Annotated in this window: 16 protein-coding genes and 1 pseudogene; 8 read left to right on the top strand and 9 right to left on the bottom strand. The window is 68.9% G+C overall.

The window, feature by feature from the left end:
• Window positions 1–237 precede the first annotated feature (237 nt).
• Entirely contained in the window at window positions 238–1,425 is a 1,188-nt protein-coding gene (locus tag ABH925_RS26755) for an N-acetylmuramoyl-L-alanine amidase (RefSeq protein WP_370151600.1), read from the top strand.
• Between the two features lie 53 nt (window positions 1,426–1,478).
• On the opposite strand, the gene ABH925_RS26750 is transcribed toward ABH925_RS26755, so the two are convergent.
• The 9 genes and pseudogenes from ABH925_RS26750 to rpmH form a co-directional block, all read right to left on the bottom strand.
• Window positions 1,479–2,096, bottom strand: coding sequence for a GNAT family N-acetyltransferase (locus ABH925_RS26750; protein WP_370151599.1), 618 nt, complete (start codon window positions 2,094–2,096; stop codon window positions 1,479–1,481).
• 380 nt (window positions 2,097–2,476) lie between these two features.
• On the bottom strand, window positions 2,477–3,601 hold the full coding sequence (locus ABH925_RS26745) for a ParB/RepB/Spo0J family partition protein (protein ID WP_370151597.1): 1,125 nt from the start codon (window positions 3,599–3,601) through the stop codon (window positions 2,477–2,479).
• A gap of 215 nt (window positions 3,602–3,816) precedes the next feature.
• Window positions 3,817–4,806: pseudogene (locus ABH925_RS26740) on the bottom strand (ParA family protein); the annotation flags it as partial.
• A 400-nt stretch (window positions 4,807–5,206) separates the two neighbouring features.
• The gene (gene rsmG / locus ABH925_RS26735; RefSeq protein WP_370151595.1) at window positions 5,207–5,974 is read right to left on the bottom strand and encodes a 16S rRNA (guanine(527)-N(7))-methyltransferase RsmG; all 768 of its coding nucleotides are present in this window, start codon (window positions 5,972–5,974) and stop codon (window positions 5,207–5,209) included.
• Window positions 5,975–6,015: 41 nt separating this feature from the next.
• Window positions 6,016–6,543, bottom strand: coding sequence for a protein jag (locus ABH925_RS26730; protein WP_370151593.1), 528 nt, complete (start codon window positions 6,541–6,543; stop codon window positions 6,016–6,018).
• 67 nt (window positions 6,544–6,610) lie between these two features.
• Entirely contained in the window at window positions 6,611–7,843 is a 1,233-nt protein-coding gene (gene yidC, locus ABH925_RS26725; RefSeq protein ID WP_370151591.1) for a membrane protein insertase YidC, read from the bottom strand.
• Window positions 7,840–8,160, bottom strand: coding sequence for a membrane protein insertion efficiency factor YidD (yidD, locus tag ABH925_RS26720; protein WP_370151611.1), 321 nt, complete (start codon window positions 8,158–8,160; stop codon window positions 7,840–7,842). Before yidD ends, yidC begins: the two co-directional genes overlap by 4 nt.
• A 59-nt stretch (window positions 8,161–8,219) precedes the next feature.
• Window positions 8,220–8,705 (bottom strand): ribonuclease P protein component, encoded by a 486-nt coding sequence (gene rnpA / locus ABH925_RS26715; RefSeq protein WP_370151589.1) that lies wholly within the window; start codon window positions 8,703–8,705, stop codon window positions 8,220–8,222.
• Window positions 8,706–8,721: 16 nt separating this feature from the next.
• Window positions 8,722–8,859 (bottom strand): 50S ribosomal protein L34, encoded by a 138-nt coding sequence (gene rpmH, locus ABH925_RS26710; RefSeq protein WP_034089364.1) that lies wholly within the window; start codon window positions 8,857–8,859, stop codon window positions 8,722–8,724.
• A gap of 390 nt (window positions 8,860–9,249) precedes the next feature.
• Between rpmH and dnaA the strand changes: the two genes are divergently transcribed.
• From dnaA to gyrA, 7 genes are all read left to right on the top strand, one after another.
• Window positions 9,250–11,148 carry a chromosomal replication initiator protein DnaA gene (gene dnaA, locus ABH925_RS26705; RefSeq protein ID WP_370151587.1) on the top strand — a complete coding sequence of 633 codons (1,899 nt, stop codon included), beginning with the start codon at window positions 9,250–9,252 and terminating at the stop codon, window positions 11,146–11,148.
• An 823-nt stretch (window positions 11,149–11,971) separates the two neighbouring features.
• Window positions 11,972–13,102 (top strand): DNA polymerase III subunit beta, encoded by a 1,131-nt coding sequence (dnaN, locus tag ABH925_RS26700; RefSeq protein WP_370151585.1) that lies wholly within the window; start codon window positions 11,972–11,974, stop codon window positions 13,100–13,102.
• Between the two features lie 189 nt (window positions 13,103–13,291).
• Window positions 13,292–14,167 carry a phosphogluconate dehydrogenase (NAD(+)-dependent, decarboxylating) gene (gene gnd, locus ABH925_RS26695; RefSeq protein WP_370151583.1) on the top strand — a complete coding sequence of 292 codons (876 nt, stop codon included), beginning with the start codon at window positions 13,292–13,294 and terminating at the stop codon, window positions 14,165–14,167.
• 113 nt (window positions 14,168–14,280) lie between these two features.
• Window positions 14,281–15,411, top strand: coding sequence for a DNA replication/repair protein RecF (gene recF, locus ABH925_RS26690; protein ID WP_370151582.1), 1,131 nt, complete (start codon window positions 14,281–14,283; stop codon window positions 15,409–15,411).
• Between the two features lie 116 nt (window positions 15,412–15,527).
• Complete coding sequence (locus tag ABH925_RS26685; RefSeq protein WP_370151580.1) at window positions 15,528–16,082, top strand: DUF721 domain-containing protein; 555 nt, start codon at window positions 15,528–15,530, stop codon at window positions 16,080–16,082.
• A gap of 385 nt (window positions 16,083–16,467) precedes the next feature.
• The gene (gyrB, locus tag ABH925_RS26680; protein WP_370151609.1) at window positions 16,468–18,462 is read left to right on the top strand and encodes a DNA topoisomerase (ATP-hydrolyzing) subunit B; all 1,995 of its coding nucleotides are present in this window, start codon (window positions 16,468–16,470) and stop codon (window positions 18,460–18,462) included.
• Window positions 18,463–18,595: 133 nt separating this feature from the next.
• On the top strand, window positions 18,596–21,121 hold the full coding sequence (gene gyrA / locus ABH925_RS26675; RefSeq protein WP_370151607.1) for a DNA gyrase subunit A: 2,526 nt from the start codon (window positions 18,596–18,598) through the stop codon (window positions 21,119–21,121).
• Window positions 21,122–21,276 lie beyond the last annotated feature (155 nt).

Raw genomic sequence — 21,276 nt, 5'->3', positions numbered from 1 at the left:
AGCCCCGGGGCCCGGGGGGCCCGCCCCCCCCGCCCCACCCCTCGGCGGCCGGTCCCCGTCGGTCCTTGGTCCCCCCCCCCCCCGCGGGGGCGCCCCCCCCCCCGCGCGCCCGCCCCGGCGTCTTGCTCGTTGCACACGATCCGCGTGCTCAGACGTTTTGTGCGACACCGGCCATGTTTCACGTGAAACGGCGCGTACGATCATGCCAGTCCATGCGGAGGAGGGGACCCTCAGATCATGACCCAGCAGCATCCGACCCACGCCCCGCTCTGGCGCTACGGCACCAGCGGTCCCGCTGTTGCCGAGATCCGCTTCAAGCTCAGTCTTCTGGGGCTGCTCCCGGCAGTGCACATAGCCGCCCAGCAGATGGCCGCCGACCACATAGCCGGTCAGAACGACGCCGCCCACTTCGACGCGGACGTCGACGCAGCCGTCCGCCACTTCCAGCAGCAGCGCGGACTCACCGCTGACGGAATCGTCGGGCCGGAGACCTACCGCCACCTCAATGAAGCCCGCTGGCGGCTGGGAGACCGGGTCCTGAGCCATATCGCCAGCAGCCTCCTGGTCGGCGACGACGTCGCACAGCTTCAGCAGCGGCTGCTCGACATGGGCTTCACACCAGGACGCGTCGACGGGATCTTCGGATCTGCCACCGCACGGGCCCTCGGTGAGTTCCAACGCGACATGGGCCTCCACCCCGACGGCGTCCTCGGCCCCAGCACCTACTCGGTACTGGAGCGCCTGTCCCGCACGGTGGTGGGCGGTGCCCCGCATGTGATGCGGGAGACCGAGATGCTGCGGCACTCCGGCCCGGCTCTCCCCGGCAAGGTGATCGTGATCGACCCCGGGCACGGCGGTAAGGACCCTGGTGTCGTCGCCCACGGCCTCACCGAGGCCGCCATCGTCGGAGACATCGCCATGCGCCTGGAGAGCCGACTGACGGCCCTGGGAGTGCGGACCTATGTCACCCGAGGGGCCACCAGCGGGGGAGACGAGGCCGAACGAGCCCGGTTCGCCAACGACACCACGGCGAACCTGATGCTCTCGCTCCACCTCGACGGCCACACCAACCCGCATGCCTCAGGCGTCTCGACCTACTACTACGGCGACGAGAGCCGCAACCGCTGGTCGCACACCGGAAAGCAGTTCGCCGGGCTGCTGCAGCGCGAGTTGGTCGCCCGCTGTGGACTCGGCGACAACCGCAGCCATGCCCGTACCTGGACGCTGCTGCGCTCCACCCGCATGGCTGCAGTCCGGCTCGAACTCGGCTATCTGACCAACCCCGAGGATGCCGGCCGACTCGCCTCCGTACAGCTGCGGGCCCAGGTCGTGGAAGCCATTGCCGTCGCCGTGCAGCGGCTCTACCTCCCGCCGGAGGACGACGCCCCCACGGGCGTCCTGCACCTGCCCGCCATCCTCTCCTGAGGCCCGTCCGCCGCCCGGGCCCGTCCTCACCTGAGCCCGGGCCCGAGGGGTGCTCACAGCGGGCGGAGTGACGGCTCCTTCTGCACGGCGCCCAGCAGCCGCTCCAGCGCGACCTCCATCTCGCCCTTCCAGGAGATCGCCGATCGCACCTCCAGCCGGAGTCGCGGATAGCGTGGGTGTGGCCGGACCGTCTTGAAGCCCACAGCGAGGAGATGGTCCGCCGGTAGCACGCAACCGGGCTCCGTCCAGCGCGCGTCGCCGAACGCCTCTACGGCCTTGACCCCACGCCGCACCAGATCCTTGGCGACGGCCTGCACCAGCATCCGGCCAATGCCCTGCCCCTGGAAACCCGGCAGCACCCGCCCTGTCATCAGCTGGACCGCGTCCGGCGACACCGGGCTGGTCGGAAAGGCCAACGACCGGGGGACATAGGCGGGCGGGGCGTAGAGCACATAGCCCACCGGCACGTCGTCGACATAGGCGATCCGGCCGCAGGAGCCCCACTCCAGCAGCACCCCCGAGATCCAGGACTCCTTCTCCAGCTCCGGCTGGCCGTCCTTGATCGCCGCCTCGCCACTGACCGGGTCGAGCTCCCAGAAGACACACGAACGGCAGGGCAGCGGAAGATCAGTGAGCGAGTCGAGAGTCAGCGGTACGAGCCTGCGTCCCATGCACCGAACCTCTGCTCTCAGCGGTCATCTTCTCGGCGATCATCTTCTCAGTGGACTTGACCTCAGCGGTCGTCACTTCGGTGTCCTTGCTCCACGATAAGCCGCTCAGCGGCAGCTCAGCATTCCGACGGGAACAATCATGGATCAGTCCGCCGAGGAAACCCCCGAGCCCACCCACTCCCAGGCCCGCAATCACCAGCACCGTCCAGCTCCGCACGCGCATGGCCCCTCCAGGTATGGCCGGCCGCTGTGCTCCTGCGCGCATGCTAATCCCGGATCCGCAGATGGCGAAGGGCCCCTGTTTCACGTGAAACAGGGGCCCTTCGCTATGGCTCTGTCATCTCGGCATCCGTCAGACCGGCATCCGCCAGCCTGCGGCGTCAGTCCTCCGCGTCAGCGCGGCCCTGCTTGAGCACCTGGCCCTCTCCCGGCGCGAACAGCGCGAGGATGCGGTCGAGATCCTCCATCGAGGCGTACTCCACGACGATCTTCCCGCGGTCCTTGCCCAACTCGACCTTCACCCGGGTGTCGAAGCGGTCCGAAAGTCGGCTCGCCAGACTGGCCAGGGCAGGCGACACGCGCTTGCCGGCCCGAGGTGCCCGGGGCTTCCGATCCGGCCCCTGCTCCATCCGGGCCAACTGAACGATCTCTTCGACCGTGCGCACCGACAGTCCCTCGGCGTTGATCCGCTCGGCCAGCCGATCCTGCTCCTCGGCGCTGTCCAGACCGAGCAGCGCTCGGGCGTGCCCGGCCGAGATGGAGCCGGCCGCCACCCGTCGCTGAACCGCCGGGGGCAGACGGAGCAGGCGCAGGGTATTCGCCACCTGAGGGCGGGAACGCCCGATGCGGTCCGCCAGCTGGTCCTGGGTGCACGCGAAGTCCCGCAGGAGCTGCTCATACGCTGCAGCCTCTTCAAGGGGATTGAGCTGCGCGCGATGCAGGTTCTCCAGCAGCGCATCCAGAAGCAGCTTCTCGTCCTCGGTCGCACGGACGATGGCCGGGATCGTCTCCAGGCCCGCCTCGCGGGAGGCACGCCAACGGCGCTCCCCCATGATCAGCTCATAGCGGTCCGGGGAGATCTGCCGCACCACGACCGGCTGGAGCAGGCCCACCTCCTTGATGGAATGCACCAGCTCTTCGAGTGCTTCCTGCTCGAAATAGTCACGCGGCTGACGGGGGTTGGGCGTGATCGCATCGATCGGGATCTCAGCGAAGTAGGCTCCGTCCACCGGCTGGAGCTCGGGGCCGTTCGCCGTTTCACGTGAAACACCGCTGTCGCTCGACCGCTCCAGGGTGCCTACGGCACCGGCTGCGGAGTAGTCCTGACGTTCAGCCAAGCCGGCGACCTTCACCGCCGCGATGCCACGCCCCGACCCCAGCGAGGGGATCTCCGAGGGGGAGACCGCACCACCGTTGACGGGGGCGGCAGCCCTGGTGTCCGGCCCTGCCGCGGCCGGAATGAGTGCTCCCAGACCCTTGCCCAGACCCCTGCGACGCTCGCTCACCGGTTCCCCTCCATTGCGCTGTGCCCTACTGCGTGCTGACCCACTGCTTGCTCTGCACCCGCTGCCTGGACGGGACTGGCTGTCTGTTCCAGACCGGCTGCCTCATACCCGGCGGGCTCCGGCTGGGCCATCCTCCGAGGGTGCTGCTGGTACACCCCGGGGTGGACCGGGTGTGCCACGAAGGGGGTTCCCGCTGCGGCGCGATCTGCTTCGGCACCGCGCAGCGCGATCTCGCGCGCGGCCTCCAGGTAGGAGAGCGCGCCCGTCGACCCAGGGTCGTAGGTCAACACGGTCTGCCCATAGCTGGGAGCCTCCGACACCCGGACCGAGCGGGGGATGCTGGTCTTGAGCACCTCCTCCTGGAAATGGGTGCGGACCTCCTCGGCAACCTGCGAGGCGAGGCGAGTGCGCGCGTCGTACATCGTCAGCAGGATCGTCGACACATGCAGATGCGGATTGAGGTGCGCTCGTACCAGGTCCACATTGCGCAGCAGCTGACCCAATCCCTCCAGTGCGTAGTACTCGCACTGGATCGGGATCAGCACCTCGCGCCCGGCGACCATGGCGTTGACGGTGAGCAGTCCCAGCGACGGCGGACAGTCGATCAGCACGTAGTCCAGCGGCTGCTCATAGGCCTCGATCGCCCGCTGCAGTCGGCTCTCCCGAGCCACCAGCGAGACCAGTTCGATCTCTGCGCCGGCGAGGTCGATGGTCGCGGGGCAGCAGAACAGACCTTCCACGTCGATCACGGGCTGCACCACATCGGCCAGTGGCTTGCCCTCGACCAGTACGTCGTAGATGGAAGGAACCTCGGCGTGATGGTCGATTCCCAACGCCGTGGAGGCGTTCCCCTGAGGGTCCAGGTCGATCACCAGTACGCGGGCTCCATGCAGGGCCAGCGAGGCGGCAAGGTTGACCGTGGTGGTCGTCTTGCCCACGCCGCCTTTCTGGTTGGCCACCACCATCACCCTGGTGGTGGCGGGCCGGGGAAGTGCTTCCCCAGTGCGTCCCATCGCCTCGACCGCTGCCTGTGCGGCACGTCCGATGGGTGTGTCGTCGATCAGCGGGGTGGCCTCAGAGTCCTGCATGGGCGCCAGTGTTTCATGGGCGACCCGCGCCTGGGGGGTGACCCCCGATCCATGGCTCCGGCCACGAGGGCCCGGCAAGGGGTCACCGACTGGATGAAGTCCGTTGGGCACCTGGATTTCGCTGGGCACCTGAATCTCGCTAGGCAAGGGTTCGCCCCCCTCTCTGTCCTGGCTGACGCTGAAATCATCGCGCAACCGACTGACACGAGGTGGCTGTTGTGGTTCTTCTGGACCCCGACGGGCCGGATCTTCACTCGAACGACGACTGAGCTGTGCGGCCCCGCGGCTGCGGCTCAGAATTCCCGGAAGCAGAGAGCGACGTTTCACGTGAAACACGATGCCCGTTTTGCTGGAAATCTGACGTTTCGACACTCCGGTGAAGGCAGGAGAGAGATCCAGTGCCGACCAGGCCACCACACCACTGAGGGCTGGTGTTTCACGTGAAACGTGAAACACCAGCCCTCAGTGGTGTGGCTCTGACTACTGCCTTCTCGCCTACCGCCTTCTGACTTGCTGCCTAGCGGCGGCGCTTGGACGAGGTTCCGCGCGCGGCAGCGGCCCCCGCCCGTCCGGCACGCGCCGCTCGGGCTCGTCGCGTCGCGGCCTTAACGCCGCCTGGACTCTCGCCCACCGTGACCCGGACCACGTGAGTCGGAGTCTCCACGACACCCTCGCCGGCCGTCCCCACCGACCAGTCCTGCGCCCCCAGCCGTACCAGGGCCGCCTGGTGGTCGACCAGCTCCTGGGCCGCCGAGTCGCCCTTCAGTGCCAGCATCTCGCCGTAGGGCCGCAGCAGCGGCAGTCCCCAGCCCGCCAGGCGGTCCAGCGGAGCGACCGCTCGCGCCGTCACCACATCGACGGACAGGGTGCCGACCATCTCCTCGGCCCGGCCGCGCAGCACTCGCACATTGTCCAGCTCCAGCTCCCGGACGACCTCCTCCAGGAAGTTGGTCCGGCGAAGCAGCGGCTCCAGCAGGGTGATCTGCACATCGGGACGGGCCAGCGCCACCGGGATCCCCGGCAGCCCCGCCCCGGACCCGACATCACAGAGGGTCACCCCGGGCCGGAGCAGCTCACCCAGCACCGCGCAGTTGAGCACGTGCCGGTCCCACAAGCGCGGCACCTCTCGCGGGCCGATCAGCCCACGCTTGACGCCTGCGTCGGCCAGCAGTTCGGCGTAGCGGACCGCCTGATCGAAGCGGTCTCCGAAGATCCTCCGGGCCGCTTCCGGTGCCGCAGGGAGTTCCTGGGAGAACTCCTCAGCCGCCGATTCTGCTTCCGCCATCGTTCACCCTCTCCTCAGTGCTCCGTTCACGCAGGAAGCGATCAGGCAGGAAGGACGACGACGCGCCGCTGCGGCTCCTCGCCCTCCGACTCGCTGCGCAGCCCGGCCGCCGCTACCGCGTCATGCACGACCTTGCGCTCGAAGGGCGTCATCGGACGGAGCTTCACCGGGACGCCACCCTCCTTGGCCTCCTTGGCCGCCTCGGCCCCCAGCTCCGCCAGCTCGGCACGCTTGCGTGCGCGGAACCCGGCAATGTCCAGCATCAGCCTGCTCCGCTCACCGGTCTCGCGGTGCACGGCCAGGCGAGTCAGCTCCTGGAGCGCCTCCAGCACCTCACCATCCTGGCCCACCAGACGCTGCAGCGACCGGTCCGCACCGGGACCCTCACCGATGATCGACACAGAGGCGCGGTCGCCCTCCACATCCATGTCGATGTCACCGTCCAGGTCCGCGATGTCGAGCAGCGCCTCCAGGTAGTCCGCCGCGATCTCGCCTTCCTGCTCCAGCTGGCCGAGCAGATCGCTCTTCGACTCGCCGTTCTCGACGGGCGTCACGGTGCCTTCCGTCACGGATGGGCTCCTTTTGCATTCTGTGGTGGGTAGGTCAGGCGAGAGGTGCGGGGGTACCGGCCGACGGCTAGGACTTCTTCTTCGGCTGCTGCTGCCGGCCCGCAGGCTGCGTGCTGCGCTTGCCCGGCTGGTTGCCGCGCTTCTGCTGGCCGCCGCCCTGCGCCGGCGGGGTGCTGCCGGAGGTCTTGGCTCGTCCGCGTGCCGCGGTCTGGCCGGAGCCCGACTTCTTGGCCGCACCGGCGGTCGCCGGGTCCAGAGTCTTGGCATCGGCAGTGGCAGCCTCGGCCGTGCGCACCACCGCATCCGCCGGGGCGGTGCCCGCGGCCCCGGCGCCGCCCGTGCCACCGCTCTGCCGCTGCGACTTGCTCTGGCGCTTCGGCTGCTGGCGCTTCACCGGAGCGGCGTCCTGCGGCTCCTCCTCGACCGGGGCGGCACCCTTCACCAGCGAGGCCAGGCCCGCCTTGACCGGGGTACCGTCGGCGTTCAGCTTGCCGGCCGCCTTGAGCCGCTCGATGCGCTGCTTGTGGGCGACGGAGCCGGGGGTCGGGTTCTGCCGGATGATCACGAGCTGCTGGCCCAGCGTCCAGAGGTTGCTGGTGACCATGTAGATCAGCACACCGACCGGCATGTTGATACCGAAGAAGATGTACAGCACCGGGAAGACGTACATCATCATCTTCTGCTGCTGCATGTACGGCGTCTTGACCGAGAGGTCGACGTTCTTCGTCATCAGCTGGCGCGTGGTGAGGAACTGCGTGAAGCACATCACCAGGATCATGACCGCGGTCACGACCTTGACATTGGTGATGGAGGAGTTCACGAACGTCGCCGACAGCGGCGCACCGAAGATGTGGGTGTGAAAGGCGCTGTGGAGCAGCGAACCCTTGAGCACACCGACCGGCTTGTTCTGCGCGACATCCCTCAGCACGCCGTACAGCGACATGAAGAACGGCGACTGCACCAGCAGCGGCAGGCAGCTCGACGCCGGGTTGGCCCCGGCCTCCTTGTAGAGCTTCATGCTCTCTTCGGAGATCTTCTGGCGGTCGCCCTTGTAACGCTCCTGGATGACCTTCAGCCGGGGCTGCAGCGCCTGCATCGCCCGCATCGACTTGGTCTGCTTGATCGTCAACGGGATCATGCAGGCCCGGACGAGGATCACCAGCGAGACGATCGCCAGACCCCAGGCCCATCCGCTGGTCGAGGGGAAGACGTGGCTGTAGAGCGAGTGGAACTGGGCGATGATCCATGAGACAGCGGTGTACAGCGGGCCGAGGATCGGGTCAAGAAACCCCACGGTCATGCTCCTTGGGCTTTGGTCGAGTGAGTCGGGCCAGGAGGCTGACTCGTGGTGTGGGGTCCCAAGTTCTCGGATCCTCGGGACAGGAGACGGCGCACTGACTGATGCCAGACAGGCCGCTTACGAGCCGGAACGTAGTCGACTCCGCCGGCGCTCCACGGGTTGCACCGCAGGATCCGCCACGCTGTGAGGACTGTGCCCTTGGCGGCACCGTGGACCCGTACCGCCTCGTACCCGTAGTGCGAGCACGAGGGGTGGTAACGGCAGACCGGTCCCAGCAGTGGACTGATCGTCCACTGGTAGACCCGGATCAGTCCCATCAGCAGGTATTTGCCCGCCAGCAGCACGGCCAGGCCGATGACAAGTACCAGCAGGTACGTCACTGCCCTGCTCCCGTCGGCGAGGATGCGGCGCCGCCGCGGGGCCGACCGCCCCGGGGGGCGGCGAGCTTCCGCAGCGCGGAGTCGAGATCGCGTTCCAGGTCCGCGTAGTCCGCTGTCCCGGCAGGGGGCAGCGCGCGTACCACTATCAGGCTACCTGGGGGCAGGACGGCCAGACGTGCGGCTACCAGATGGCGCAGCCGCCGCTTCACACGGTTACGGACCACAGCGGGTCCGACGGCCTTGCTGACGACAAAACCCGCACGCACCGGGGACAGTGAGTCCCCGGCGCTGTGCGGGTCCGTTGACGACAATCCCGTGACTGCCACGGGGTCACCCTCGCCGTACGACCCCCTGGTCGTGGCGCCCTCGTCCTCGTTGAGGCTGAGGTGCACGACCAGGAGGGGACGTCCGGCGCGGCGGCCCCGCCGCACCGCGGTCGCGAAGTCCTGGCGCCGCCTCAGCCGATGTTCGGAAGGCAGCACAACATGACCTGATGGATCAGGCGGACAGGCGAGCGCGGCCCTTTTCGCGGCGAGCCGCGAGGATCGCACGGCCGGCACGGGTGCGCATACGCAGGCGGAAGCCATGCGTCTTCGCGCGACGGCGGTTGTTCGGCTGGAAGGTGCGCTTGCTCACGGGGGGACTCCAGGATCAATCGAAGGGTGGCGGGGCGTCGCTTGGCCGTCACCGTGCGTCCGCGCGATCCCCATAACCGTTATGTACGGTGATCCACGACGCCCGTAGCTGCGCGCCGTGGTGTGCGGATATTCCGCGGGCATGCGGCAGCGGCCATCGACAACTCGACCTCGTTACGGTACGCGGAGAGCGACCGACGGGTCAAACCGATCACCTCGCGCCGCCGCACCACGGGCTTGACGCTCCGGTCTGCGACACTGCTGTACACACCCTGTGGACAAGAACTTGAACGCAGGCCCCCGCGCTGACTACCGTTGGCAGACTCTCAGGTCCCCTCCCCACTCCAGACCCCCCACCACCTGCCCTTGGTGGAACGAGAAAGCGTGCACAGTGGCTGATGCGAACAGCGACCTTGCGACCGTCTGGGCGCGGGTCGTCGAGCGACTGGGCAACGACCAGGGCGTCGAGTCCAAGGACGCCCAGTGGCTGCTGCGCACCCAGCCGATGGGGCTGATGCACGACACCGCGCTGCTGGCCACCACCAACGACTACGCCAAGAGCGTCCTGGAGGGCCGGCTGCTGCCGGCCATCACCGAGCTGCTGAGCCGCGAGTACGGCCGCCCGATGCGCATCGCGGTGATCGTGGACGCGAACGCCGCGCCGCTCGCCCCGCCGGTGCCCCGTGAGACCCAGCCGCAGTCACATCAGCCACAGTCGCACCAGCCGCAACAGCACCAGCCGTCCGATTACCCGTACGAGCAGCAGCGTCGCGACTACGCCCCCGGCTACGGCGGCTACGACCCGAGGGACCAGCGGGACCCCAGGGACCAGCGCGATCCGCGGGACCAGCGTCCCGGCCAGTACGGTCAGGAGCGCGGCGACTACTACGGCGGTGTCCCCTCGACCGGGCCCGGCGCCGGCTACTCCGGTTCCTTCCCCGGGCGGTCGCCTCGCGACCGCGATCCCGAGGACGAGTGGCCCCCGGCCGCGCCCGCCCCCCAGCAGCCGCGGCCCTGGGAGCAGCGCCCGTCCGAAGAGGCGTTCCGGCCGGTGCCCCGGCAGGAGGACGGCTCCGAGCGCCGGATCGACCTGCCCTACCCCGGTGAGGGCGGGGAGAGCGGCGACCACCTGCCCGCGATCCGCCCGGACGGCTCGCTTCCGGACCACCAGCAGCAGTTGCCCGGGGGTGACGCGCCGGGCCCGGTGACGCGTCCCGGTGGCGGTTCGGCCGGGTCGGGGCTGCCGCGCAAGGACGAGCCGGCCGCACGGCTGAACCCCAAGTACCTCTTCGAGACCTTCGTCATCGGTTCCAGCAACCGGTTCGCGCACGCAGCGGCCGTGGCCGTCGCCGAGGCGCCCGCCAAGGCGTACAACCCGCTGTTCATCTACGGCGAGTCGGGCCTGGGCAAGACCCACCTGCTGCATGCCATCGGGCACTACGCCCGCAGCCTCTATCCCGGCACCCGGGTCCGCTACGTGAGCTCCGAGGAGTTCACCAACGAGTTCATCAACTCGATCCGCGACGACAAGGGCGACGGCTTCCGCTCCCGCTACCGGGACATGGACATCCTGCTGGTCGACGACATCCAGTTCCTGCAGAACAAGGAGTCGACGCAGGAGGAGTTCTTCCACACCTTCAACACCCTGCACAACGCCAACAAGCAGATCGTGATCTCCTCCGACCGGCCGCCCAGGCAGCTGGTCACCCTGGAGGACCGGCTCCGCAACCGCTTCGAGTGGGGCCTGACCACGGACGTCCAGCCGCCCGAGCTGGAGACCCGGATCGCGATCCTGCGCAAGAAGGCCATCCAGGAGCAACTCAACGCCCCGCCGGAGGTGTTGGAGTTCATCGCGTCCCGGATCTCGCGCAACATCCGCGAGTTGGAGGGCGCGCTGATCCGGGTGACCGCCTTCGCCAGCCTCAACCGGGCGCCGGTGGACCTGCAGTTGGCAGAGATCGTACTCAAGGACCTGATCCCGGGCGGCGAGGAAGCAGGACCGGAGATCACCGCGACGGTCATCATGCAGCAGACCGCCGCGTACTTCGGACTCAGCGTCGACGACCTGTGCGGCTCCTCGCGCAGCAGGGTGCTGGTGACCGCCCGGCAGATCGCCATGTACCTGTGCCGGGAGCTGACCGACCTGTCGCTGCCCAAGATCGGGGCACAGTTCGGCGGCCGGGACCACACCACGGTGATGCACGCGGACCGGAAGATCCGCACGATGATGGCCGAGCGCCGGTCCATCTACAACCAGGTGACCGAGCTGACCAACCGCATCAAGAGCTGACGCCGGCACCGCCGTCGGCCCCAGGGGCACCAGGACATCTGTCCTGGTGCCCCTGTTTTTTCGAACAGCGAGGGCTGCCGGAGCGCTGTTCCACAGGTGGCAGTGGATTTTCCCGTCCACACCCTGGGGAGAGCGGAGTTATCCAGAATCCCTCCACAGCTTCGGCCATCATGGAGGGGTCTGCCCAGGTCACCCCCCTGTGGGCTTGTGGGCAGAAGTTCTCCACAGGCTGTGGAGAACTTGGGGCGACCCACTACCCCTTCCGGGTTATCCACCCGCCATCCCCAGGAGCAGGGCACTTTTCCCCAGGTTCTCCACAGCGACGTCCACAGTTCGGCAACATCAATCAGCATTTCACCGGCACGAGTGAAAGCCGTCACACGATGTTGTCCGAGGGGCTGGGGAGAACCAGGGGAAAATCTGGGGACGATGCTGGGGATAACCTGGGGACAACTCAACTGCCCTGTGGGGGAAGGGGTTCACGTCCACAGCAGGGGTAGTTTTTCCACCGGTGCCACCCACAGTCGATGTGGATAAAAAAGTGGGCCTGACCAGGCCGTAATGGGGTTATCCACGGTATCCACAACCCCTACTACTACTACCCCACGTATAGAGCTCGGGGATGATCGAAAAGCAGGTGGGTGCCTGATCTGTGGATGAGCGCAACCCGACACGGGTTCGAGGCCTCTTCGGCCCCATCTGCCTCGACTGTCGGTGGAGTGCGTCAGACTGTTCCTCGGCAACCAGAGGGATGCTCCCCATCCCGAGGCCAGACTCAAACAGACGCAGCGAGACAGACGCAGCACACAGGAGGCGGTTACCGGTGAAGTTCCGGGTCGAGCGTGACGTCCTCGCGGAGGCCGTGGCCTGGGCCGCGCGCAGCCTCCCGGCCAGGCCTCCGGTGCCGGTGCTGGCCGGACTGCTGCTGGCGGCCGACGAGGGCAAGCTGAGCCTGTCCGGATTCGACTACGAGGTCTCGGCGCGGGTCGAGACCGAGGCGGACGTCGACGAGCCGGGCACGGTGCTGGTGTCCGGCCGGATGCTGGCCGACATCGCCAAGTCCCTTCCCAACAGGCCTGTGGAGATCTCCACCGACGGGGTGCGGGTGGTCCTGGTCTGCGGCAGTTCGCGATTCACACTCCCCACCCTCCCTGTGGAGGAGTACCCCGCGTTGCCGCAGATGCCCACCGTCTCCGGGGTGATCCCGGGCGAGGCGTTCGCGGCCGCGGTCGCCCAGGTCGCGGTGGCCGCCGGACGCGACGACACGCTGCCGGTGCTCACCGGTGTGCGGGTCGAGATCGAGGGGGACCGGGTCACCCTGGCCGCCACCGACCGCTACCGGTTCGCGGTCCGCGAGCTGCTCTGGAAGCCGGAGCAGCCGGGCCTCTCGGCGGTCGCCCTGGTGCCGGCCAAGACACTGCTGGACACCGCCCGCTCGCTGAGCGCCGGCGACGTGGTCAGCATCGCGCTGGCCGGCAGCGGCCGGGGCGAGGGCCTGATCGGCTTCGAGGGGGCGGGGCGGCGCACCACCACCCGGCTGCTGGAGGGCGAGTTCCCGAAGTTCCGGGCACTGTTCCCGACCGAGTTCAACTCGGTTGCCACCATTGAGACCCAGCCGTTCGTGGACGCGGTCAAGCGCGTGTCCCTGGTCGCCGAGCGGAACACCCCGGTGCGGCTGAACTTCGAGCAGGGCGTGCTCTCGCTGGAGGCCGGTTCGGGCGACGACGCCCAGGCGACCGAGCGGGTGGACGCGGTTCTGGAGGGCGACGACATCTCGATCGCCTTCAACCCCGCCTACCTGCTGGACGGCCTGTCCGCGATCGACTCGGCGGTGGCCCAGCTCAGCTTCACCACCTCGACCAAGCCGGCGCTGCTCAGCGGCAAGCACGCGGTCGACGCCGAGGCTGACGACGCGTACAAGTACCTCATCATGCCGGTGCGGTTGTCCGGCTGAAATTGGTTGGAGTATGCCGGTGCGGTTGTCCGGCTGACGTCACAGCTGACGTAGTCGCAGCGTCCTTTCCGGGCAGCTCACGCGGATGGATCCCGCGCCCGGTGCCGTCGCGGCATCGGGCGTAGGGTTCTGCATGGCGGCAAGGGGGCCGCGCGCTGGAAGCAGTCACCTCGACACGAAGGACTTCTGATGGAGCTCGGACTCATCGGTCTCGGCAAGATGGGCGGCAACATGCGCGAGCGCATCCGCCGCGCGGGCCACACCGTGGTCGGTTACGACTTCAACCCCGAACTGGCGGATGTGTCGAGCCTCAAGGACCTGGTCGCGGCGCTTCCGGCGCCGCGCGTGGTGTGGGTGATGGTCCCGGCCGGCGCGCCCACCCAGGCCACCGTGGACGAGCTCGCCGAGCTGCTGGAGCCCGGCGACGTGGTCGTCGACGGCGGCAACTCCCGCTGGACGGACGACGAGAAGCACGCGGCGGAGCTCAGCGCCAAGGGCATCGGGTTTGTCGACTGCGGCGTCTCCGGCGGCGTCTGGGGCCTGCAGAACGGCTACGCGCTGATGTACGGCGGTGAGGCCGGGGACATCGCCAAGGTGCAGCCGATCTTCGACGCGCTCAAGCCGGAGGGCGACTTCGGTTCGGTGCACGCCGGCAAGGTCGGCGCGGGCCACTTCGCCAAGATGGTCCACAACGGCATCGAGTACGCCATGATGCAGGCCTACGCCGAGGGCTGGGAGCTGCTGGAGGCCGTGGACTCGGTCACCGACGTGCGAGAGGTCTTCCGCAGCTGGCAGGAGGGCACGGTGATCCGTTCCTGGCTGCTGGACCTGGCGGTCAACGCGCTGGACGACGACGAGCACCTGAGCAAGCTGAAGGGCTTCGCCCAGGACTCCGGCGAGGGCCGCTGGACCGTCGAGGCGGCCATCGACCACGCGGTGCCGCTGCCCGCGATCACGGCCAGCCTGTTCGCCCGCTTCGCCTCGCGTCAGGACGACTCCCCGCAGATGAAGATGATCGCCGCGCTGCGCAACCAGTTCGGCGGCCACGCGGTCGAGTCCAAGTAGGCTCGCCCCCGTCCGGTACGACGGGCGCGCCGACAGCGGTGCTGCCGACCGGTGGTACTCGCTGACAAGACACCGACGACAACTGACGAGAAGAAGGCTGACGAGTCCAGGGCATGCACGTCGCGCATCTGTCGCTGGCCGACTTCCGTTCCTACGCCCGGGCCGAGGTTCCCCTCGGCCCGGGCGTGACCGCGTTCACCGGCCCCAACGGCCAGGGGAAGACCAACCTGGTCGAGGCGATCGGCTATGTGGCCACCCTCGCCAGCCACCGGGTCTCCGGTGACGCCCCGCTGGTCCGCCTCGGGGCCGAGCGCGCGGTGATCCGCGCCAGCGTGGTCCGCGACCAGCGGCCGACCCTGATCGAGCTGGAGCTGAACCCCGGCAGGGCCAACCGGGCCCGGATCAACCGCTCCGACAACGTCCGCCCCCGCGATGTGCTGGGACTGCTGCGCACCGTGCTGTTCGCCCCCGAGGACCTGGCGCTGGTGAAGGGCGATCCGGGGGACCGGCGCCGGTTCCTGGACGAGCTGCTGGTCGCCCGGGCGCCCCGGCTCGCGGGAGTGCGCCAGGACTACGAGCGGGTGCTGAAGCAGCGCAACGCGCTGCTGAGGACCGCGGCGATGGCGCGCCGGGCGAAGGGCCGGGTCGAGCTGTCCACCCTCGACGTCTGGGACGACCACCTGGCCAGGGCCGGCGCGGAACTGCTGGCCTGCCGGATCGACCTGGTGGCAGCACTGCAGCCGCTGGTCCGGGCCGCCTACGAGGAACTGGCCCCGGGCGGCGGGCCGACCTTCCTTGAGTACCGCAGCTCGATGGGCGAGGGCGTGCCGCTGGGCGGCGGCCGTGATCCGCTGTACGCGGCGCTGCTGGGCGCGCTGGGCGCGGCCCGTCAGCAGGAGATGGAGCGCGGGGTCACCCTGGTCGGCCCACACCGGGACGAGCTCGGCCTGCGGCTGGGCGAGCTGCCCGCCAAGGGCTACGCGAGCCACGGCGAGTGCTGGTCGTTCGCGCTGGCGCTGCGGCTGGCGTCGTACGAGCTGCTGCGCGCGGACGGCGGCGAGCCGGTGCTGATCCTGGACGACGTCTTCGCCGAGCTGGACGCCCACCGCCGGCGCCGGCTGGCGGAGCTGGTCGCCGGCGGCGAGCAGGTGCTGGTCACCGCGGCCGTTCCGGAGGACGTGCCGGACGCGCTGACCGGGGTCCGCTTCGCGGTCGCCGGCGGCGAGGTGGACCGGGTCGGCTGACCGGGGGATCCCGGTGAGATCCCGGGCGGGTGAGCACTCGGGTGACTGCTGGAGGCCGCCGATGTCGGTGGGGCCTCGTAGGCTTGCAGACCCAGGCTGGGGAGAGCGAGGCGGCTGTGAGCGAATCCAACGAATCCGTGCGACCGGCGACGGCGGCTGCCGAGGCGGAGCCGGAGCTGTCCGGTGTCGACCTGGCCCGGGTGGCGCTGCGGAACGCGAAGGAGCAGGCCAGGCTGCGCGGCGACAGCGTGCGGCAGAAGAAGGAGGCCCGCAGGAACGGGCTGCGCTCCGGGGCGCGTGCGGACGGCCGCGATCCGCAGCCGCTGGGTGCGGCGATCAGCCGGCTGGTGGCCGAGCGCGGCTGGGAGGCGCCGGCGGCGGTCGGCGGGGTGATGGGCCGCTGGCCGCAGATCGTGGGCCGGGACCTGGCCGCGCACTGCGAGCCGGAGCACTACGCGGAGGAGGAGCGGGTGCTGACGGTGCGCTGCAGTTCCACCGCCTGGGCCACCCAGATCCGGCTGATGGCGCCGCAGCTGGTGGGCCGGCTGAACCAGGAACTCGGGCACGGCACCGTGAAGTTGATCAGGGTTCAGGGACCGGCGGGGCCCGCGCGTTCGTACGGGCGGTTGCGTGCTCCGGGGAGCCGTGGTCCCGGAGACACCTGGGGGTGACCGAGGGATCACCGTCGGGTGACCCGGCAGATCGGCTGAGCACCCACGTGAGCCCGCGTCGCCCCCCGTGCGGGTGGTGGGACACATCCGACCCGGATTTCGTGCGGCACGGGGGAAGCCAGGGGCCGCCAAAGGCCCATGAGTGTCACTCCTACCGGTAGACTGGACCGTGAAACCGCCGCTTGCGGTGACGCAGCGGTTACCTAGCAGTGACCCAAGCAGTGACTGAGTCGAGTACCGCGGCCGCTCCGGTCCCACCCACGGGGTACGGAGTAGGCCCGAGCTGTGCCAGAAAGGGCGCTTCGTGGCCGATTCCGGCGACCCCAGCCAGACCTCCGAGAACCTCCTGTCCGCCGCGGCCGCGCCTGGTGTCACGCCCGGCGACGTGGCCGGGGGTGACCCCGTGCCGGTGAGCGGCTCGCTCTCGGAGAACAACTCCTCCTACGACGGCAGCGCGATCACCGTGCTGGAGGGCCTGGACGCGGTCCGCAAGCGCCCCGGCATGTACATCGGCTCCACCGGCGAGCGCGGGCTGCACCACCTGGTGTACGAGGTCGTCGACAACGCGGTGGACGAGGCCCTGGCCGGCCACGCGGACACCATCGCCGTCTCCATCCTGCCGGACGGCGCGGTGCGGGTGACCGACAACGGCCGCGGCATCCCGGTGGACATCGTCCCCGGGCAGGGCAAGCGGGCCGTCGAGGTCGTGCTCACCGTGCTGCACGCCGGCGGCAAGTTCGGCGGCGGCGGCTACTCCGTCTCCGGCGGCCTGCACGGCGTCGGCGTGTCCGTGGTGAACGCGTTGTCGCAGCGTCTCGCCGTGGAGATCCGCAAGGACGGCTACCGCTGGACCCAGGACTACAAGCTGGGCGCCCCGACGGCCGAGCTGGAGCGCCACGAGGAGACCGAGGAGACCGGTACCACCGTCACCTTCTGGGCCGACGGCGACATCTTCGAGACCACCGAGTACTCCTTCGAGACGCTGTCGCGGCGCTTCCAGGAGATGGCGTTCCTGAACAAGGGCCTGACCATCGGCCTGACCGACGAGCGCCTCGACCACGTCGACGACGACGGCAACCCGATCGCCGTGAAGTACCACTACGAGGGCGGCATCTCCGACTTCGTGAAGTACCTCAACTCCCGCAAGGGAGACGTGATCCACCCCACCGTGATCGGCTTCGAGGCCGAGGACAAGAGCCGGACGATCTCGGCCGAGGTCGCGATGCAGTGGAACACGGCGTACAGCGAGGGGGTGTACTCCTTCGCCAACACCATCCACACGCACGAGGGCGGTACCCACGAGGAGGGCTTCCGCGCGGCGCTGACCGGTCTGATCAACCGCTACGCCCGTGAGAAGAAGCTGCTCCGCGAGAAGGACGAGAACCTCACCGGTGAGGACATCCGCGAGGGCCTGACCGCGATCATCAGCGTCAAGCTGGGCGAGCCGCAGTTCGAGGGCCAGACGAAGACCAAGCTGGGCAACACCGAGGCCAAGACCTTCGTGCAGAAGGTGGTGCACGAGCACCTCAACGACTGGCTGGACCGCAACCCGGTGGAGGCGGCGGACATCATCCGCAAGTCCATCACCGCCGCCACGGCCCGGGTCGCCGCGCGCAAGGTGCGCGACCTGACCCGGCGCAAGGGCCTGCTGGAGACCGCCTCGCTGCCCGGCAAGCTCTCGGACTGCCAGAGCAAGGACCCCTCCGAGTGCGAGATCTTCATCGTCGAGGGTGACTCGGCCGGCGGCTCCGCCAAGCAGGGCCGCGACCCGCGGGTGCAGGCGATCCTGCCGATCCGCGGCAAGATCCTCAACGTGGAGAAGGCCAGGATCGACAAGGTCCTGCAGAACACCGAGGTGCAGGCGCTGATCTCGGCCTTCGGTACCGGGGTGCACGACGACTTCGACGCCTCCAAGCTGCGTTATCACAAGATCGTGCTGATGGCCGACGCCGACGTCGACGGCCACCACATCAACACCCTGCTGCTCACCCTGCTGTTCCGTTTCATGCGACCGCTGATCGAGGGCGGCCACGTGTACCTGGCCCGTCCGCCGCTGTACAAGATCAAGTGGGGCCGGGACGACGTCGAGTACGTCTACTCCGACCCCGAGCGGGACGCGGCGATCCAGGCCGGCCGTGAGGCCGGGCGCAAGCTCCCCAAGGACGACGCGATCCAGCGCTTCAAGGGTCTTGGTGAGATGAACGCCGAAGAGCTCCGGATCACCACCATGGACCGGGACCACCGGATCCTGGGCCAGGTCACCCTGGAGGACGCCGCCCGCGCGGACGACCTGTTCTCCATCCTGATGGGCGAGGACGTCGAGGCCCGCCGCTCCTTCATCCAGCGCAACGCCAAGGACGTCCGCTTCCTGGATGTCTGACGACCCGGCAGGTCGCACCGACGTCCCTGGCAGCACGCACGAGAGGAACAGACCAGCAGTGGTCGACGACGACAACCCCACCGGTCCCGACGGCACCGAGCCCGGCCCGGACGAGTCCGCGGCGGCGCTCCGGATCGAGCAGGTCGAGCTCGAGAGCGAGATGCAGCGCTCCTACCTCGACTACGCGATGAGCGTCATCGTGAGCCGGGCCCTGCCCGAGGTCCGCGACGGCCTCAAGCCGGTGCACCGCCGGGTGCTGTACGCGATGTACGACGGCGGCTACCGGCCCGAGAAGGGCTACTACAAGTGCGCCCGCGTCGTCGGCGACGTGATGGGCAACTACCACCCGCACGGCGACACCTCGATCTACGACACCGTGGTGCGACTGGCGCAGCCCTGGTCGATGCGGATGCCGCTGGTCGACGGCAACGGCAACTTCGGCTCGCCGGGCAACGACCCGGCTGCGGCCATGCGCTACACCGAGTGCAAGATGATGCCGCTGGCCATGGAGATGATGCGGGACATCGACGAGGAGACCGTCGACTTCTCCGCGAACTACGACGGCCGCTCGCAGGAGCCCGACGTACTCCCGGCCCGCTTCCCGAACCTGCTGGTCAACGGCTCCACCGGGATCGCGGTCGGGATGGCGACCAACATCCCGCCGCACAACCTGCGCGAGGTCGCCTCGGGCGCGCTGTGGTACCTGAACAACCCCACCGCCTCGCACGAGGAACTGCTCGAGGCGATGATCGAGCGGATCAAGGGCCCGGACTTCCCGACCGGCGCGCTCATCGTGGGCCGGCGCGGCATCGAGGACGCCTACCGCACCGGCCGGGGCTCGATCACCATGCGCGCCGTGGTCGAGGTCGAGGAGATCCAGGGCCGCCAGTGCCTGGTGATCACCGAGCTGCCGTACCAGGTCAACCCGGACAACCTGGCGCTGAAGATCGCGGACCTGGTCAAGGACGGCCGGGTCGGCGGCATCGCCGACGTCCGCGACGAGTCCTCGTCCCGGACCGGTCAGCGCCTGGTGGTGGTGCTGAAGCGGGACGCGGTCGCCAAGGTGGTGCTGAACAACCTCTACAAGCACACCGACCTGCAGACCAACTTCGGCGCCAACATGCTGGCGCTGGTGGACGGGGTGCCGCGGACGCTGGCGGTCGACGCCTTCATCCGGCACTGGGTCAACCACCAGGTCGAGGTCATCGTCCGGCGCACCACCTTCCGGCTGCGCAAGGCCGAGGAGCGCGCGCACATCCTGCGCGGTCTGCTCAAGGCCCTGGACGCGATCGACGAGGTGATCGCGACGATCCGCCGCTCGCAGACGGTGGAGGAGTCGCGGCAGGGCCTGATGGCGCTGCTGGCGATCGACGAGATCCAGGCGAACGCGATCCTGGAGATGCAGCTGCGCCGGCTGGCCGCGCTGGAGCACCAGAAGATCACGGCCGAGTACGACGAGCTGATGGCCAAGATCAACGAGTACAACGCGATCCTGGCCTCGCCGGACCGCCAGCGCGCGATCATCGCCGAGGAGCTGGCGATCATCGTGGAGAAGTACGGGGACGAGCGCCGCAGCACGCTGATCCCGTACGAGGGCGACATGTCCGTCGAGGACCTCATCGCCGAGGAGGACATCGTCGTCACGATCACCCGTGGCGGCTATGTCAAGCGCACCCGCAGCGACCTCTACCGCTCGCAGAAGCGCGGCGGCAAGGGGGTGCGCGGCGCGCAGCTGAAGCAGGACGACATCGTCGACCACTTCTTCGTGACCACGACGCACAACTGGATCCTGTTCTTCACCAACAAGGGCCGGGTCTACCGCGCCAAGGGCTACGAGCTGCCGGACGCCGGCCGCGACGCCCGCGGCCAGCACGTGGCGAACCTGCTGGCCTTCCAGCCCGGCGAGCACATCGCGCAGGTCATGGCGGTGCGCACGTACGAGGCGGCGCCGTACCTGATCCTGGCCACGCGCGAGGGTCTGGTGAAGAAGACACCGCTCAAGGACTACGACTCGCCCCGCTCGGGTGGTCTGATCGCGATCAACCTGCGCACCGACGAGGAAGGCCGGGACGACGAGCTGATCGGCGCCGCGCTGGTGTCGGCCGAGGACGACCTGCTGCTGGTCAGCAAGAAGGCCCAGGCGATCCGCTTCACCCCGACCGACGAGGCGCTGCGGCCGATGAGCCGGGCCACCTCGGGTGTGAAGGGTATGAGTTTCCGTGAGGGCGACGAACTGCTCTCGATGAACGTGATCCGGCCCGGCACGTACGTCTTCACGGCCACCGACGGCGGTTACGCCAAGCGCACCAAGGTGGACGAGTACCGCGTTCAGGGCCGTGGCGGCCTGGGCATCAAGGCGGCCAAGATCGTCGAGGACCGGGGCACACTGGTCGGGGCGCTGGTTGTGGAGGAAACCGACGAAATCCTCGCAATCACCCTCGGCGGCGGCGTGATTCGCACCAGGGTTTCCGAGGTTCGTGAAACCAGTCGTGACACCATGGGCGTCCAACTGATCAACCTGGGTAAGCGGGACGCCGTGGTCGGCATCGCCCGCAACGCCGAGGGAGCCGGTGACGACGACCTGGACGAGAGCCCCGAGGCGGAGGCCGAGTCGGTCGACCACGGGGGCGAGGAGCAGGCGGGCGGCGCGTCCGACTGATCCATCGGGACCGGTTCCACTGCGGTTCGGACGGGCTCCGGCTACTGCCGGGGCCCGGACGGCTGTCGTGTGACCAGAAACAACGCGTCGACTGACAACGGAAAGACCACGACTGTCCAGGACTGACCGGTCCTGGTGGGGAACTGCGGGAGGAC

The organism is Streptacidiphilus sp. EB129 (assembly GCF_041262645.1).
GTDB lineage: Bacteria > Actinomycetota > Actinomycetes > Streptomycetales > Streptomycetaceae > Streptacidiphilus.
Note: the sequence above shows the minus strand (reverse complement) of the source record. Positions and strands in the feature narration are given on the sequence as shown.